Here is a 16486-nt window from a genome sequence, read left to right on the forward strand (position 1 = left end):
TTTAGCAGCTTTCCCGCATACATAAACTGGAGGCGATGGATTTTCGATCGCTCCAGTTTCCCTGATTTAACCTTTCCAACAGCGCCCGTCCGGCTTCACTGCCAATCTTACGGTGCGGTACGGCCATGGTGGTTAACGGCGGCTGGCAGACCCGGCTGACATCGCTATCACCAAACCCGACCACCGCTAAATCGTCCGGAACTTTGATCCGCCGTCGTTGGCACTCGTATAACGCGCCGCAGGCCAGCTCATCCGATACGCATACCAGCGCGTCCAGCTCCGGCCACGCCAGTAAAAACTCCGGCAGTTGCGACGCGCCGGTAGAAAAATTGGGCGGCAAGGCGGCATTAATCACCCGGTTTGGCGACATATGGTGGCGAAGCATCGCTTTGTACCAGCCGTGCAGATGTTGCTGAAAAATCCACTGCTCCTGATTGGCGCATAGCAGCCCGATATTCTGATAACCGCGCTGAATCAGCATTTCCGTCAGCTCATACATTGCCGCAACGTTATCAATACCGATATTCATATCAATAGGATCGCTGCGAATCGCGCCCATCTCCATCACCGGGATAGAGGCATTTTTCAGCCACTGGCGCACGGTAGTGCTATGTTCGACGCTAAGCAGAATCGCCGCGGCAATGTTGGAGGCCAGCAGTGTTTCGAGCAGCTTCTCCTCTTGTTCCACGCGATGCTGCGATTCCGCCAGCATTATCTGGTAGCCTGCGGGCTGTAAAATTTGTTGCAGCCCGGCGAACATTTCAGAACACCCCGCTTCCGCAAGGTTTGGTACGACCATCGCGATGGTGTGCGAGGAGGCAGACGCCAGCGCGCTGGCGGCGAGATTAGGCATATAGCCCAGCTCATGCACTGCCGCTTCGATTTTTTCCCGGAGTTTATCAGAGACCTGTTCCGGCGTGCGTAAGGCTCGTGATACGGTCATCGTGCCTACACCGGCAAGTTGGGCTACATCGGCGATAGTCACTTTACCGGTACTGCGCCGTTTACGGGGTATCGACATACAAATTCCTGCGTCATTACAACATGTTGAGATGCTTTTTTATTGTCGTTCTTTGCTTCGCATGACTGGCAGTATACGCCTTAAATCCGCTTTTTTGCTGTGATTTCACACCATGATTTTAATTTGATAGCGCTATCACAATTCTGAGTAATAGTCGCTGGTAGCGCTATCTTTGTGATAACGATCGCAGCTAATATCGAATGGCTTGAATAAAGTTTGTTCATAATTTCATACACCGTGGGGGCGAATAACATGCTGGGAACCTGGTTATCTGACGCAACCATCACGCTACAGGAGAGCGTGGAAACGTGGCCGCAGGCGCTGGAAATTTGCGGCAAACCCCTGCTGGACGCAGGTGTTATCGCACCGGAATACATTACGGCGATTGTTCAGCAGCACCAAAAGCTTGGGCCGTATTATGTATTAGCGCCAGGGTTAGCGATGCCGCATGCGAGGCCGGAAGAGGGGGCGAAAGGGTTAGGTTTATCGTTACTGAAACTACAGCGCGGCGTTTCATTTGGCGCAGACGAATTCGATCCGGTTGACATCATTATTATGCTGGCGGCGCCTGATAAGCACAGTCATATCGAAATGATATCGGCGCTGGCGGAATTATTTTCCAGTGATGTAGATATGGAAAAATTACATCAGGCAAAAAACCTGGAGGACATTAAAACGATTATTGACCGTTTCTGATTTTATTCCATTTTCTTGCGGTAAATAACATTACGCCCGTGCGTGATGCAGACCAACTCTACTTTTAAAAGGTGACAATAATGAAAATCATGGCAATTTGCGGTTCCGGCCTGGGTAGTAGTTTTATGGTAGAAATGAACATTAAAAAAGTATTAAAGAAACTCAATATTGACGCCGAGGTGGAACACTCCGATCTTTCATCGGCCACGCCCGGGGCTGCCGATCTTTTTGTAATGGCCAAAGATATCGCGGCCAGCGCCAGCGTACCGGAAAGCCAACTGGTGGTGATCAATAACATCATCGACATCAACGAACTGGAAACGCAGCTGCGCGCATGGTTCGCTAAACAATAATTATTGCTGGCGAGGTGGATATGTTTATCCTTGAAACGCTGAATTTTGTTGTTGATATTTTAAAAGTGCCCTCGGTGCTTGTAGGGTTAATTGCGCTGATTGGTCTGGTGGCGCAGAAAAAAGCGTTTTCCGATGTGGTAAAAGGCACGATTAAAACCATTTTAGGTTTTATTGTGCTTGGCGGCGGCGCAACCGTACTGGTGGGTTCATTAAATCCGCTAGGGGGTATGTTTGAACACGCTTTTAATATTCAGGGCATTATTCCTAATAATGAAGCGATAGTCTCAATCGCGCTGGAAAAATATGGCGCGTCCACGGCGTTAATTATGGCATTTGGTATGGTGGCCAATATTGTCGTGGCGCGCTTTACGCGCCTTAAATATATCTTTTTGACCGGGCATCACACCTTTTACATGGCCTGTATGATTGGCGTAATCCTGACCGTGGCGGGGTTTGAGGGCGTAGGGCTGGTCTTCACCGGATCGCTGATCCTGGGGCTGGTGATGGCCTTCTTCCCGGCGTTGGCCCAACGTTATATGAGGCGGATTACCGGTACCGATGACATTGCGTTTGGTCACTTCGGTACCCTGGGATATGTGCTTTCCGGCTGGATTGGCAGCCTGTGTGGTAAAGGTTCCCGCTCCACGGAAGAGATGAACCTGCCGAAAAACCTCAGTTTTTTACGCGACAGTTCTATCTCGATTTCGCTGACCATGATGATTATCTATCTGATCATGGCAGTCAGCGCAGGGCGTGAGTATGTCGAAGCGACGTTTAGCGGTGGGCAAAACTATCTGGTGTACGCCATCATCATGGCAATCACCTTCGCCGCCGGCGTATTCATCATTCTGCAAGGCGTCCGTCTGATTCTGGCGGAAATTGTTCCGGCCTTTACCGGCTTTTCAGAAAAACTGGTGCCAAACGCGCGTCCGGCGCTGGACTGCCCGGTGGTGTATCCCTATGCCCCTAACGCGGTACTGATTGGCTTCCTGTTCAGTTTTCTCGGCGGGCTGGTGGGGCTGTTCCTGCTGGGACAGATGAAGCTTGTGTTAATCCTGCCTGGCGTTGTGCCGCACTTCTTTACCGGCGCGACCGCAGGCGTCTTTGGCAATGCCACCGGCGGTCGCCGCGGGGCGATGATCGGCGCATTTGCTAATGGTCTATTAATCACTTTCCTGCCAGTGCTGTTACTGCCGGTTCTCGGCGCGATCGGCTTCGCCAATACCACGTTCTCGGATGCTGACTTTGGCGTAATCGGTATTTTGCTGGGCAACCTGGCGCGTTATCTGTCGCCGATGGCTATCACGGGGCTGGTGGTGGCGCTATTCGCGCTACTGGTGGCGTACAACGTGTTGGCCAAAAACAAAAAAGCGAATGCCGAAGTGCAGGAAAATAGCGGAGCGAAAGAATGAACGTAACCGAAATCACCCAACTGGCGCGCGACATTCGCGTCGCCACGCTCAAATCCTTAAACCATCTTGGCTTTGGTCACTATGGCGGCAGCATGTCGGTAGTGGAAACTCTGGCGGTTCTGTACGGCGCGGTGATGAAAATCGACCCTGCCGACCCGGACTGGCCGGAGCGCGATTACTTCGTGCTGTCGAAAGGCCATGCGGGCCCCGCGTTGTACAGTACCCTGGCGATTAAAGGCTATTTCCCGCTCGAAGAGCTGAATACGCTTAACCAGAACGGCACCCGTCTTCCCAGTCATCCGGATCGGCTAAAAACGCGCGGCGTGGACGCCACGACCGGCTCACTGGGACAGGGCATCTCTATTGCGGGCGGAATGGCGTTGTCGCATAAACTGGCGCGGCGACCCAACCGGGTATTTTGCATTGTCGGCGATGGCGAGCTCAATGAAGGGCAGTGCTGGGAGGCGTTTCAGTTTATTGCCCACCACCGCCTGAATAATCTGACCGTTTTCATTGACTGGAATAAACAGCAGCTTGACGGCGAGCTGGAGGAGATTATCAATCCATTCGATCTGGAAGGGAAATTCCGTGCGTTTGGTTTCGATGTCGTCACCGTCAAAGGCGATGATATCGCCGGACTACTGGCGGTGGTTCAGCCTGTGCCGCCCGCCGATGCCCAGCCAAGGGTAGTGATCCTTGACAGCATTAAAGGGCAGGGGGTGCCATGCCTGGAGCAGTTAACGAATTCTCACCACTTACGCCTGACGGATGGCATGAAGCAGACGCTCAATGAGGCCATTCATCAACTGGAGGTCATGCATGATTAAGCTTGCGCCCGCAGGGCTTAAAGACGATATCGAAATGCGCAAAGTTTACGCCGGTTTTGTCGCCGGGCAGATTGAGGCTGGAAGCCCAATTATTGCGCTTGAGGCTGATTTAATGAGCTCAATGGCGATGGACAGCGTGGCGCGTGACTACCCGCAGCATGTCATTAACTGCGGTATTATGGAGGCGAATGTGATTGGCACTGCGGCGGGGCTGGCGCTGACCGGTCGTAAACCGTTTGTGCATACTTTTACCGCTTTTGCCAGCCGTCGCTGTTTTGATCAGCTCTTTATGGCGCTGGATTATCAGCGTAACAACGTCAAAGTGATCGCCTCCGATGCCGGAGTGACGGCGTGCCATAACGGCGGCACCCATATGTCTTTTGAAGATATGGGGATTGTTCGCGGGCTGGCGCACTCCGTAGTACTGGAGGTGACGGATGCGGTGATGTTCGCGGATATTTTACGCCAGCTAATGGACCTGGACGGTTTTTACTGGCTGCGTACCATCCGTAAGCAGGCGACGAGTATCTATGCGCCAGGCTCTACCTTTACCATTGGCAAGGGCAACGTACTGCGCGAGGGCGATGATATTACGCTTATCGCCAACGGCATTATGGTGGCGGAGGCGCTGGAGGCGGCGCGCCAACTGGAGCAGGAAGGCGTGAGCGCCGCGGTCATTGATATGTTCACCTTAAAGCCTATCGATCGCATGTTGGTGAAAAACTACGCGGAAAAAACGCGGCGTATCGTCACGTGTGAAAACCACAGCATCCATAATGGACTGGGGTCAGCGGTGGCGGAAGTGCTGGTGGAAAACTGTCCGGTGCCGATGCGCCGTGTTGGCGTCAAAGAGCGTTATGGGCAGGTAGGAACGCAGGATTTCTTACAACAAGAGTACGGACTCACCGCCGAAGCGATTGTAGAAGCCGCGAAATCACTGCTTTAATCATGGAGATATTGCCGGATGGCGCTGATGCTCATCCGGCATTTTGGATCAATGATATCCCATCATCTGCGCGCCAATGACGACCACGCTGGACATAATAAACAGTAGTCCCAGCAGCGACGCCCCCACTTTCAGCCAGTTGCGAAAATCGACCCGGCACACGCCCAGCGTGGCCATCAGCGAGGCCGATGTCGGATAGATAATATGGCTGAAGCCATCGCCAAATTGGAAGGCCAGAACAGTCACCTGACGGTTAACGCCGACCAGATCGCCGAGCGGCGCCAGTAATGGCATGGTTAACGCCGCCTGGCCCGAACCGGACGTGACAAAGAAATTAAATACCGCCTGGAAGAGCAGCATAAACCAGGCGGCGATAGCATTATTAAGCCCGCTGATGCCATGCGCGATACTGTTAAGCAACGTATTGAGCACGCTGGGTTCCCCGGCTTCGCCGTTGCCGACCAGCAGCAGAATGCCTTTGGCAAAACCCACCAGCAAGGCGGGCGCGATCATCATTCTCGCCCCTTCGGTGAATGAGGACGCCATCACGTTGACCGTCATACCGTTGAGGCGGAAGATAACGCCGATGAGGCCGATCACCACGCCCATGGTGAAAAACTGGCTGGCGATCTCCGGAATAAACCAGGCGTGGACAATCACGCCCCAGACGACCCAAATCATTACGCCGGTCAGGACCAGCAGTACCAGCCAGTCACCGAAGGTGAAAGGGCGCTGGACGACTTCATCCTGCTGTTCTCGGAAATAGCGATCGGATTCGTGGACGCGGGAAAGCAGCGGATTCTTTTTCACGCGTGAGGCGTAGACCAGCGTAAAAACCAGCCCAATCAGCGTGGCAACAATCCAGACCACAATACGCAGCCCGGAGCCGGAAAGTACCGGCACGCCGGCAATCCCCTGGGCGACGACTACGCAGAAAGGGTTCATCCACGAACTGGCAAAGCCAATTTGGGTGGCGATATAGGTCACCAGGACGGTGGTAATGCTGTCATAGCCCAGCCTGACCATCAGCGGGGCTATGATAATTGCAAAGGCGACCGCCTCTTCGCCCATGCCAAATACGGCGCCCCCTAACGAAAAGAGGACAAATAGCACCGGAATAAACAGGACTTCGTTGCCCCGCGTGTGGCGAATAAGCGCCAGAATGCCGTTATCCACGGTGCCGGTACGCATCACGATGCCGAATGCGCCGCCAATCACCAACATAAACATAATGATGCCGACGGCAGTGCCGAATTTCGATCCGGATGTTAACCCTTCAAACGGAAAATTCATCAGCCCTGGTCTTTCATCGCCGGTAGTGAAAAATTGTACGCGATGATACTGCGCTTCCCCGGCCTCATTGGTCACAATGCGAAAAGAGTGCGGGTCGACGACTTTGCGGGTTTTTGTCTGACCATCGACCTGATACTGCACTTCCTGGCTATCAAACATCCCAACGGGTACGACCCAGGTGGCGATACTGGTTAAAATGGCGACAAAAAAGATGATGACCAGCGTATCGGGCATTGCCCATTTTCTGGCTGTTTTTGATTCTGTAACGACAGACATGACAGACTATCCCTGTTGCAAAGCAAAGAGGCTAAGTATGAGAAGAAGGGAATAGTTATTCATTGATGCAGCGCAGTTAAGCAAAAAATTCCGCTTTGCAGGGTAAATAGCAGAATGCCGGATGGCGATGCTAACGCGTCTTATCCGGCCTACAACGGTATCTCACCTGTAGGCCGGACAAGGCGTTCACGCCGCCATCCGGCATTAGCTTTTACTGTTACTGCTGCTGTTGGGAAGCCTGGATCGCCGTCAGGGCGATGGTATAGACGATATCGTCAACCAGTGCGCCACGGGACAGGTCGTTCACCGGCTTGCGCATACCCTGCAGCATCGGCCCGATGGAGATCAGGTCGGCAGAACGCTGTACCGCTTTGTAGGTGGTGTTACCGGTGTTCAGATCCGGGAAAATGAACACGGTAGCGCGACCCGCAACCGGCGAGTTCGGCGCTTTGGATTTCGCTACGTCAGCCATGACCGCGGCGTCGTACTGCAACGGACCGTCGATCATCAGGTCAGGACGTTTTTCCTGCGCCAGACGCGTCGCTTCACGTACTTTCTCTACGTCGCTGCCCGCGCCAGAGGTGCCGGTGGAGTAGGAGAGCATTGCCACACGCGGTTCGATGCCGAAGGCAATGGCGGAATCCGCAGACTGAATCGCGATTTCTGCCAGCTGCTCTGCGGTCGGGTCTGGGTTGATTGCGCAGTCGCCGTAAACGTAAACCTGCTCCGGCAGTAGCATAAAGAACACAGAAGAGACCAGGGAGCTACCCGGCGCCGTTTTAATAAGCTGCAGCGGCGGACGGATGGTGTTGGCGGTGGTATGAACCGCGCCGGAAACCAGGCCGTCGACTTCGTCTTGCTCCAGCATCAGCGTGCCGAGCACCACGTTGTCTTCCAGCTGCTCGCGGGCAACCGGTTCGGTCATGCCTTTGCTCTTACGCAGCTCAACCAGGCGAGCGACATAGCTTTCACGCACCACTTCCGGATCGACGATTTCAATACCTGCGCCAAGCTCAACGCCCTGAGATGCCGCGACGCGGTTGATTTCATCCGGGTTGCCCAGCAGAACGCAAGTGGCGATGCCGCGTTCAGCGCAGATTGCCGCCGCTTTGACGGTACGCGGTTCGTCGCCTTCCGGCAGCACTACGCGTTTACCGGCTTTACGCGCCAGCTCGGTCAGTTGGTAGCGGAACGCCGGCGGAGAGAGACGACGGCTACGCTCGGAAGTGGCGGTCAGCGACTCGATCCACTCAGCGTTAACGTAGTTCGCGACGTATTCCTGAACCTTCTCGATGCGCTCATGGTCATCAACCGGGACTTCCAGATTGAAGCTTTGCAGGCTCAGCGAAGTCTGCCAGGTGTTGGTGTTCACCATAAAGACCGGCAGACCGGTAGCGAATGCGCGTTCGCACAGTTTAGAAATGCGTGCGTCCATTTCATAGCCGCCGGTCAGCAACAGGGCGCCGATTTCTACGCCGTTCATCGCGGCCAGGCAAGCTGCGACCAGTACGTCCGGACGGTCAGCGGAGGTCACTAACAACGATCCTGCGCGGAAATGTTCCAGCATATGCGGAATACTACGCGCGCAGAACGTGACGGATTTAACGCGGCGGGTTTTGATATCGCCTTCGTTAATGATGGTGGCGTTCAGGTGACGCGCCATATCGATAGCGCGGGTCGCAATCAGATCGAAGCTCCACGGCACTGCGCCCAGAACCGGCAGCGGGCTGGATTCCTGCAGTTTAGCAGGATCGATTTTGATCACCTGCGCTTTGGAAGAGTCGTCAAAAATCTCCGACAGATCCGGGCGAGTACGGCCTTGTTCATCAACCGGCGCATTCAGTTTGTTGATGATAACACCGGTGATGTTGGTGTTTTTCGCGCCGCCGAAGCTGCTGCGCGTCAATTCGATACGCTCGTTCAGCTGTTCTGGCGTGTCGGTCCCCTGAGACATGACAAAAACGATTTCCGCATTCAGCGTTTTCGCGATTTCATAGTTCAGAGACTGAGCGAACTGATGTTTACGGGTCGGAACCAGACCTTCAACCAGCACCACTTCCGCGTCTTTGGTATTCGCATGGTAGTTCGCGATGATCTCTTCCATCAGCACGTCTTTCTGGTTGCTGGAGAGCAGAGATTCAACGTGGCTCATCTTCAGCGGTTCAGCCGCCGGCAGGGTAGAGTTCGCGCGAACGATAGTGGTGGTCTGGTCAGGCGCATCGCCGCCAGCGCGAGGCTGGGCGATAGGCTTAAAGACGCTCAGACGAACGCCTTTGCGTTCCATAGCACGGATGACGCCGAGGCTGACGCTGGTCAGGCCGACGCTGGTTCCGGTAGGGATCAGCATAATAATACGGGACACGGTTTATCCTCTTTCGTTACCGTCTTTTGGGGACGGGTTACAAAACAGCACCGCCAGCGAGGCTGGCGGTGTGAAATCAGGCAGTCAGACGGCTCGCGTCCTGCGCGATAACCAGTTCTTCGTTGGTTGGGATCACCACCGCCGGACGGGTACCTTCTTTGTTGATGAAACCAGATTTGCCGAAGCGGGCCGCCAGGTTACGTTCGTGGTCGACTTCAAAGCCCAGTACGCCCAGTTTACCCAGAGACAGTTCGCGAACCATCGCGGCGTTTTCACCGATACCGCCGGTGAACACGACTGCATCCAGACGACCGTCCATCAGAGCGGTGTAAGAACCGATGTACTTCGCCAGGCGGTGGCAGTAAACGTCCATCGCACGTTTTGCGTCTTCTTTGGTGGCGTAGTTGTCTTCAACATAACGGCAGTCGCTGGTCACTTCAGTCAGACCCAGCAGACCGGACTCTTTGGTCAGCATTTTGTTGATCTGATCCACGCTCATGCCCAGAGTGTCGTGCAGGTGGAAGATAATCGCAGGGTCGATATCGCCGGAACGGGTACCCATGACCAGGCCTTCCAGCGGGGTCAGACCCATAGAGGTATCCACGCATTTACCGTTACGGATAGCGGAAACAGAACCGCCGTTGCCCAGGTGGCAGGTGATAATGTTCAGTTCTTCTACCGGCTTGTTCAGCATTTTTGCCGCTTCCTGAGTTACATAGAAGTGGCTGGTGCCGTGTGCGCCATAGCGACGAACGCCGTGTTCTTTATACAGGCTGTACGGCAGGGCATACAGGTAAGATTCTTCCGGCATGGTCTGATGGAAGGCGGTGTCGAATACTGCAACGTTTTTATCTTTCAGCTGCGGGAAAGATTTCAGCGCTTCGGCGATACCAATCAGGTGAGCCGGGTTATGCAGCGGTGCGAAAGAGGCGGAATCTTTGATGCCCTGAATGACGGACTCATCAATGACTACGGAGCTGGTATACTTCTCGCCGCCGTGTACGATACGGTGACCAATTGCAGTTAACTGCGCAGACAGTTCTGGTTTTTGTGCCAGAATAGTGTTAACGATAAAGTTCAGCGCTTCACTGTGAGCGGCGCCTGCACCTAAAGCCGCTTCTTGTTTACTGCCGTCCATTTTCCATTTGATGCGTGCTTCTGGCAGATGGAAACATTCGGCTAAACCAGAAAGGTATTCATCACCATTAACTGCATCAATAATTGCAAATTTCAGTGAAGAACTACCGCAGTTCAGAACCAGTACTAACTTACTCGACATGGAAGTACCTATTTATGATACGTGGCTAAAAAAACGTCAGTGAGCCATAGAGCGTAGCGCATGATAGCCCTGACATTTATGATTAACATCATGCGCAGGAGTTTTTTTGGGCATGATGGAAGAAATACCTTTGAGTCTATGCCATTTTGCGTATTTTTCAGCCAATGGCATACTATGTGTAATATTGACGACTCAATGATTTTAAACTACCGGCCTTTGACAGGCCGACACAGGATACCTGATAGTGGGTATCGAAGACAAAATGTTTTGAACGTTGTCCCTCGCAGTTGTTGTTTTGCACAAATTTTTTAAATTTTATATGTGAAGTTGAGGTAGGCCATGTCGACACCGGATAATCGCTCCGTAAATTTTTTTAGCTTATTTCGCCGGGGGCAGCACTACGCGAAGACGTGGCCGATGGAAAAGCGGCTGGCGCCCGTTTTCGTCGAAAACCGCGTCATTCGTATGACGCGCTATGCCATACGATTTATGCCGCCTGTCGCCGTCTTTACATTATGCTGGCAGATAGCGCTGGGCGGTCAGTTAGGTCCGGCCGTGGCGACCGCCCTGTTCGCCCTGAGCTTGCCTATGCAGGGATTATGGTGGTTAGGGAAACGTTCCGTGACGCCGTTGCCGCCTTCAATCCTTAACTGGTTTTACGAAGTTCGCGGTAAATTGCAGGAGGCTGGACAAGCGCTGGCGCCGGTAGAAGGAAAGCCGGATTACCAGGCATTAGCTGACACGCTTAAGCGCGCCTTCAAACAACTGGATAAAACTTTCCTGGATGATTTGTAATTGACCCCGGATTACGCATATAAAAGAAGGCATACCAATGCCTTCTTTTTTTCATCGCCATAGCGTGATACAGGAGTTCAAAATGGAAATGACCAACGCGCAACGTCTGATTTTGTCTAACCAGTACAAAATGATGACGATGCTCGATCCCACCAACGCCGAGCGTTACCGTCGCTTACAAACAATTATTGAACGCGGCTACGGCCTGCAGATGCGCGAGCTGGATCGCGAGTTTGGCGAGCTGACGGAAGAGACCTGTCGTACCATCATCGATATTATGGAGATGTACCATGCGCTGCACGTCTCCTGGACCAACCTCAAAGATACGCAAGCCATCGACGAACGTCGCGTCACCTTCCTGGGGTTTGACGCCGCGACGGAAGCGCGTTACCTCGGCTATGTCCGTTTTATGGTGAATATAGAAGGACGCTACACTCACTTTGACGCCGGGACGCACGGCTTTAATGCCCAGACGCCGATGTGGGAAAAATACCAGCGGATGTTGAATGTCTGGCATGCCTGCCCGCGTCAGTACCACCTGAGCGCGAATGAAATCAATCAAATCATTAATGCCTGAGGAGGCTCGCGTGCAGTGTAAAGGTTTTCTGTTTGATCTGGATGGAACGTTGGTTGACTCATTACCTGCCGTCGAACGCGCGTGGTGTAGCTGGGCCGATCGTTTTAACCTTGCTCATGATGAGGTGCTGGGCTTTATTCATGGCAAACAGGCGATCACCTCGTTGCGGCATTTTATGGCGGGTAAATCGGAGGCGGAAATTGCCGCTGAGTTTACGCGCCTGGAGCAAATAGAAGCCACTGAAACCGCAGGGATCACCGCGTTGCCGGGGGCAGTCGATTTACTCAATCACCTGAATAAAGCGGGCATTCCGTGGGCTATCGTCACCTCCGGTTCAATGCCGGTCGCGCGTGCGCGCCATCAGGTCGCGGGCCTTCCAGCGCCAGAGGTGTTTGTCACCGCCGAACGAGTCAAACGCGGCAAACCGGAGCCGGATGCGTATTTGCTGGGCGCACAACTGCTTGGCCTGGCCCCTCAGGAGTGCGTCGTAGTAGAAGATGCCCCGGCTGGCGTGTTGTCCGGACTGGCTGCGGGCTGCCACGTCATTGCGGTCAATGCGCCGGCCGACACGCCGCGTCTGGCGGATGTTGATTTTGCGTTGGATAGCCTGACGCAATTATCGGTCGCTAAACAACCAAACGGCGATGTGGTGGTGTTAAGAAAGACCTGATCATGATATCGCCCCGCTTTGGCGGGGCATATTTATGGCAGAATCGCGTTATCTTCTCATCTGACAAGGATATGTTGTGAACGGTGAATTGATTTGGGTTCTCTCTTTACTGGCGATTGCCGTCGTGTTGTTTGCGACGGGCAAAGTACGTATGGATGCGGTGGCTTTATTCGTCATTGTTGCTTTTGTCCTTAGCGGTACCTTGACCCTTCCGGAAGCCTTCTCCGGCTTTAGCGATCCGAATGTCATTCTTATCGCCGCCTTATTTATTATTGGCGATGGCCTCGTACGCACCGGCGTTGCGACGGTGGTTGGTACCTGGCTGGTTAAAATGGCGGGCAGCAGTGAAATCAAAATGCTGGTTTTACTGATGATCACCGTCGCCGGACTTGGCGCTTTCATGAGTTCAACCGGCGTGGTGGCGATCTTTATCCCCGTTGTTCTTAGCGTTTCTATGCATATGCAAACCTCGCCTTCGCGCCTGATGATGCCGCTGAGTTTTGCCGGGCTTATCAGCGGAATGATGACGCTGGTGGCGACGCCGCCGAACCTGGTGGTTAACAGTGAACTGCTGCGTGAAGGCCTGCACGGGTTCAACTTTTTTAGCGTGACGCCGCTGGGGATAGTGGTGTTGGCGCTCGGCATTGTTTATATGCTGGTGATGCGCTTCATGCTAAAAGGCGATGCGCCCGGACAACAGGCCGGTAAGCGGCGCACTTTCCGCGATCTTATCCGCGAGTACCGTCTGACGGGGCGCGCTCGTCGTCTGGCGATTCGCCCCGGTTCGCCGATGGTGGGACAGCGGCTGGACGACCTTAAACTGCGCGAACGTTACGGCGCCAATGTCATCGGCGTTGAACGCTGGCGGCGCTTTCGGCGGGTTATCGTCAATGTGAACGGCGTATCGGAGTTTCGCGCTCGCGACGTTCTGCTGATTGATATGTCGGCGGCGGAGGTTGACCTCAGAGAGTTCTGCGCCGAGCAACTGCTGGAACCGATGGTATTGCGTGGAGAATATTTTTCCGATCAGGCGTTGGATGTCGGGATGGCGGAAATTTCGCTTATTCCGGAGTCTGAACTGATTGGCAAGTCGGTGCGTGAAATCGCTTTCCGTACACGTTACGGGCTGAATGTGGTCGGCCTGAAACGCGACGGCGTCGCGCTGGAAGGGGCGCTGGCCGATGAGCCGTTATTGATGGGCGATATCATTCTGGTCGTGGGGAACTGGAAGTTAATCAGCCTGCTGGGGCAAAAAGGCCGCGACTTTGTGGTGCTGAATATGCCGGTCGAGGTCAGCGAAGCCTCTCCTGCGCACAGCCAGGCGCCGCACGCCATTTTCTGCCTGGTACTGATGGTGGCGCTGATGTTGACCGATGAAATTCCCAACCCGATCGCGGCGATTATCGCCTGCCTGCTGATGGGAAAATTTCGCTGTATTGATGCTGAAAGCGCGTATAAAGCGATCCACTGGCCGAGCATTATCTTGATTGTGGGTATGATGCCGTTTGCGCAGGCGTTGCAAAAAACCGGCGGCGTCTCTCTGGTCGTGCAAGGGTTAATGAATATCGGCGGCGGTTATGGGCCATATATGATGCTGGGATGCCTGTTCGTGCTGTGTGCCGTCATAGGACTGTTCATTTCTAACACGGCAACGGCGGTGCTGATGGCGCCGATTGCGCTGGCGGCGGCGAAATCGATGGGTGTGTCGCCCTATCCGTTTGCGATGGCGGTAGCGATGGCGGCATCCGCCGCCTTTATGACGCCGGTTTCATCGCCGGTCAATACTCTGGTTCTGGGGCCGGGAAACTATAGCTTTAGCGATTTTGTGAAGCTTGGCGTGCCGTTCACGCTTATTGTGATGGCGGTTTGTATTGTGATGATTCCGATGTTGTTTCCGTTTTAACCCCAGACAGGAAAAGGCCTGATGGCGCTACGCTTATCAGGCCTACGGATATCACGCTACGTCCAGGCCGGATAAGACGTTGACGTCGCCATCCGGCAAAACCGTTTAAAGCGGTGAATCCTGGCTTATCTCGTCAAGAGAGAGATGGAAACTTGGTACGAACACCGCCATAAAATAGTCCATCTCCTGGCTGCGACGTAATTCCAGCGTTTTTTCCAGCCGCGTTTTTGCCAGTCCAAACTCATTGTTTCCCGCTGAGAGCTCCTCCAGGCATTTCAGGTAGGCGCAAAGCGCATCGGCCTGTTTTACGATTGCCTGTTCTTCTTCGCTCCAGGCATTCTCATCAATAAGCGGTGCGAAAATATCGCGTAATTCATCCGGCGCCATATCAACCAGCTTTTGCTGGGCGATTTTTTCGATCGCTTTATATTCCTGGGCTATCTGGGAATTAAAATATTTTACCGGCGTCGGCAGATCGCCGGTCAGTACTTCCGAGGCATCATGATACATCGCCAGAAGCGCGATGCGTTCAGCATTGAGCTGACCGCCAAATTTACGGTTTTTTATCGCCGCCAACGCATGGGCGACCATCGCCACCTGCAGACTATGTTCGGAGACGTTTTCCGTACGCACGTTACGCATCAGCGGCCAGCGGTTAATCAACTTCATGCGGGAGAGATGGGCGAAAAAATGGCTCTGCTTCATAGATTACCTTTTGTTTTCACTGCGGCAGACTTCATTGTGCGGGGAGGGGGATGAAGATGCAATTCAGGCTACCGAAGTAGCCTGAATTTAAGATTATTGATGGTAACCTGAGAGGAAACGCCCAAAACGGTTGATGGCCATCTCCAGGTCATCTTCACGCGGTAGCGTCACAATGCGGAAGTGATCCGGCCACGGCCAGTTAAAGGCGGTACCTTGCACCAGCAGCACCTTTTCCTGTAGCAGGAAGTCCAGCACCATCTTCTGGTCGTCGTGAATATTAAAACGTTTAGCGTCGATCCTGGGGAACATGTACAACGCGCCGCGTGGTTTTACGCAGGAAACGCCGGGGATATCGTTAATCAACTCCCAGGCGCGGTTACGCTGTTCATACAGTCGACCGCCCGGCAGAATAAATTCGCTAATGCTTTGATAGCCGCCGAGCGCGGTCTGAATAGCATGTTGCGCCGGGACGTTAGCGCACAGGCGCATTGAGGCTAACATCTCCAGTCCTTCAATATAGCCCTTCGCATGTTTTTTCGGCCCGTTCAGCACCATCCAGCCCTGGCGGAAGCCGGCGACGCGATAGGTTTTAGACAAACCATTAAAGGTGATGGTCAGCAGATCAGGCGCCAGTGCAGCGATAGAGTGATGCTCGGCATCGTCATAGAGAATCTTGTCATAAATTTCATCGGCGAAGATGATGAGATTATGCTCGCGCGCAATGTTGACAATTTCCATCAACAATTCTTTAGAATAGACGGCGCCAGTAGGATTGTTTGGATTAATAATGACAATACCACGCGTACGTGGGGTGATTTTGGCGCGGATATCGTCAAGGTCCGGGAACCAGTCGGAAGATTCATCGCAAAGATAATGTACCGCCTTGCCGCTGGAGAGCGATACCGCCGCTGTCCATAACGGATAATCGGGCGCGGGAACCAGCATTTCATCGCCACTGTTAAGCAACGCCTGCATCGCCTGAACGATCAGCTCGGAAACGCCGTTACCGATATAGATATCTTCCACGGTTACATCGCGCATTCCACGGGCCTGATAATGCTGCATAATCGCTTTACGGGCGGAATAAAGCCCTTTCGAGTCGCAATATCCTTGCGCCGTCGGCAAATTACGAATGACATCGACCAGAATTTCGTCCGGCGCTTCGAATCCGAAGGGGGCGGGGTTGCCGATATTCAGTTTAAGAACTTTATTACCTTCTTCCTCAAGGCGTTTCGCTTCTTTCAGAACGGGGCCACGAATGTCATAACAGACATTTTCGAGTTTGCTGGATTTTTCAATGGGGGACATGAATCTTGACCTTTTAGCTGTTATTGCCACTCCCTGCCGTGGAAGTCAGCACGAAACAATGTA

The 16486-nt window shown here is 53.5% G+C and carries 15 protein-coding genes; 9 read left to right on the plus strand and 6 right to left on the minus strand.

Annotation, left to right across the window (positions count from 1 at the left end):
* Position 1: 1 nt before the first annotated feature.
* Complete coding sequence (locus ABVM99_RS14150) at positions 2 to 1021, minus strand: LacI family DNA-binding transcriptional regulator (protein WP_000026949.1); 1020 nt, start codon at positions 1019 to 1021, stop codon at positions 2 to 4.
* Positions 1022 to 1273: 252 nt separating this feature from the next.
* On the opposite strand from ABVM99_RS14150, the gene ABVM99_RS14155 reads away from it, so the two are divergent.
* The 5 genes from ABVM99_RS14155 (at position 1274) to ABVM99_RS14175 (ending at position 5255) form a co-directional block, all read left to right on the plus strand.
* The gene (locus ABVM99_RS14155; protein ID WP_000901810.1) at positions 1274 to 1717 is read left to right on the plus strand and encodes a PTS sugar transporter subunit IIA; all 444 of its coding nucleotides are present in this window, start codon (positions 1274 to 1276) and stop codon (positions 1715 to 1717) included.
* An 80-nt stretch (positions 1718 to 1797) separates the two neighbouring features.
* Positions 1798 to 2070, plus strand: coding sequence for a PTS sugar transporter subunit IIB (locus ABVM99_RS14160; protein WP_000699818.1), 273 nt, complete (start codon positions 1798 to 1800; stop codon positions 2068 to 2070).
* Between the two features lie 20 nt (positions 2071 to 2090).
* Positions 2091 to 3482 (plus strand): PTS ascorbate transporter subunit IIC, encoded by a 1392-nt coding sequence (locus tag ABVM99_RS14165; protein ID WP_001518515.1) that lies wholly within the window; start codon positions 2091 to 2093, stop codon positions 3480 to 3482.
* Positions 3479 to 4309, plus strand: coding sequence for a transketolase (locus ABVM99_RS14170; RefSeq protein WP_001103256.1), 831 nt, complete (start codon positions 3479 to 3481; stop codon positions 4307 to 4309). Before ABVM99_RS14165 ends, ABVM99_RS14170 begins: the two co-directional genes overlap by 4 nt.
* Positions 4302 to 5255, plus strand: coding sequence for a transketolase family protein (locus ABVM99_RS14175; RefSeq protein ID WP_000593035.1), 954 nt, complete (start codon positions 4302 to 4304; stop codon positions 5253 to 5255). Before ABVM99_RS14170 ends, ABVM99_RS14175 begins: the two co-directional genes overlap by 8 nt.
* Positions 5256 to 5303: 48 nt before the next feature.
* Here the strand turns inward: ABVM99_RS14175 and yfcC are convergent, their stop codons facing one another.
* The 3 genes from yfcC to ackA all read right to left on the minus strand — a co-directional run bounded on the left by yfcC (position 5304) and on the right by ackA (position 10465).
* The gene (gene yfcC, locus ABVM99_RS14180) at positions 5304 to 6824 is read right to left on the minus strand and encodes a putative basic amino acid antiporter YfcC (protein ID WP_000117932.1); all 1521 of its coding nucleotides are present in this window, start codon (positions 6822 to 6824) and stop codon (positions 5304 to 5306) included.
* Positions 6825 to 7041: 217 nt separating this feature from the next.
* A complete protein-coding gene (pta, locus tag ABVM99_RS14185) occupies positions 7042 to 9186 on the minus strand; it encodes a phosphate acetyltransferase (RefSeq protein ID WP_000086692.1) in 2145 nt (714 codons plus the stop codon).
* Between the two features lie 76 nt (positions 9187 to 9262).
* Positions 9263 to 10465: an acetate kinase gene (ackA, locus tag ABVM99_RS14190; RefSeq protein ID WP_000095689.1), complete on the minus strand. Its 1203-nt coding sequence runs from the start codon at positions 10463 to 10465 to the stop codon at positions 9263 to 9265.
* 339 nt (positions 10466 to 10804) lie between these two features.
* Here ackA and yfbV point away from each other — a divergent pair, with 339 nt between their 5' ends.
* The 4 genes from yfbV to ABVM99_RS14210 all read left to right on the plus strand — a co-directional run bounded on the left by yfbV (position 10805) and on the right by ABVM99_RS14210 (position 14410).
* Complete coding sequence (yfbV, locus tag ABVM99_RS14195) at positions 10805 to 11260, plus strand: terminus macrodomain insulation protein YfbV (protein ID WP_000106617.1); 456 nt, start codon at positions 10805 to 10807, stop codon at positions 11258 to 11260.
* Between the two features lie 82 nt (positions 11261 to 11342).
* On the plus strand, positions 11343 to 11837 hold the full coding sequence (locus ABVM99_RS14200) for a YfbU family protein (RefSeq protein ID WP_000426135.1): 495 nt from the start codon (positions 11343 to 11345) through the stop codon (positions 11835 to 11837).
* Positions 11830 to 12507: a sugar phosphatase gene (locus ABVM99_RS14205; protein WP_001555201.1), complete on the plus strand. Its 678-nt coding sequence runs from the start codon at positions 11830 to 11832 to the stop codon at positions 12505 to 12507. Before ABVM99_RS14200 ends, ABVM99_RS14205 begins: the two co-directional genes overlap by 8 nt.
* A 76-nt stretch (positions 12508 to 12583) precedes the next feature.
* Entirely contained in the window at positions 12584 to 14410 is a 1827-nt protein-coding gene (locus ABVM99_RS14210; RefSeq protein ID WP_023194675.1) for an SLC13 family permease, read from the plus strand.
* A gap of 105 nt (positions 14411 to 14515) precedes the next feature.
* Here the strand turns inward: ABVM99_RS14210 and yfbR are convergent, their stop codons facing one another.
* A complete protein-coding gene (gene yfbR / locus ABVM99_RS14215; protein ID WP_000813882.1) occupies positions 14516 to 15115 on the minus strand; it encodes a 5'-deoxynucleotidase in 600 nt (199 codons plus the stop codon).
* Positions 15116 to 15208: 93 nt separating this feature from the next.
* The gene (gene alaA / locus ABVM99_RS14220) at positions 15209 to 16423 is read right to left on the minus strand and encodes an alanine transaminase AlaA (protein WP_000074540.1); all 1215 of its coding nucleotides are present in this window, start codon (positions 16421 to 16423) and stop codon (positions 15209 to 15211) included.
* Positions 16424 to 16486: the final 63 nt, after the last annotated feature.

It is taken from the genome of Salmonella sp. SJTUF15591 (assembly GCF_043356435.1).
Taxonomy (GTDB): domain Bacteria; phylum Pseudomonadota; class Gammaproteobacteria; order Enterobacterales; family Enterobacteriaceae; genus Salmonella; species Salmonella enterica.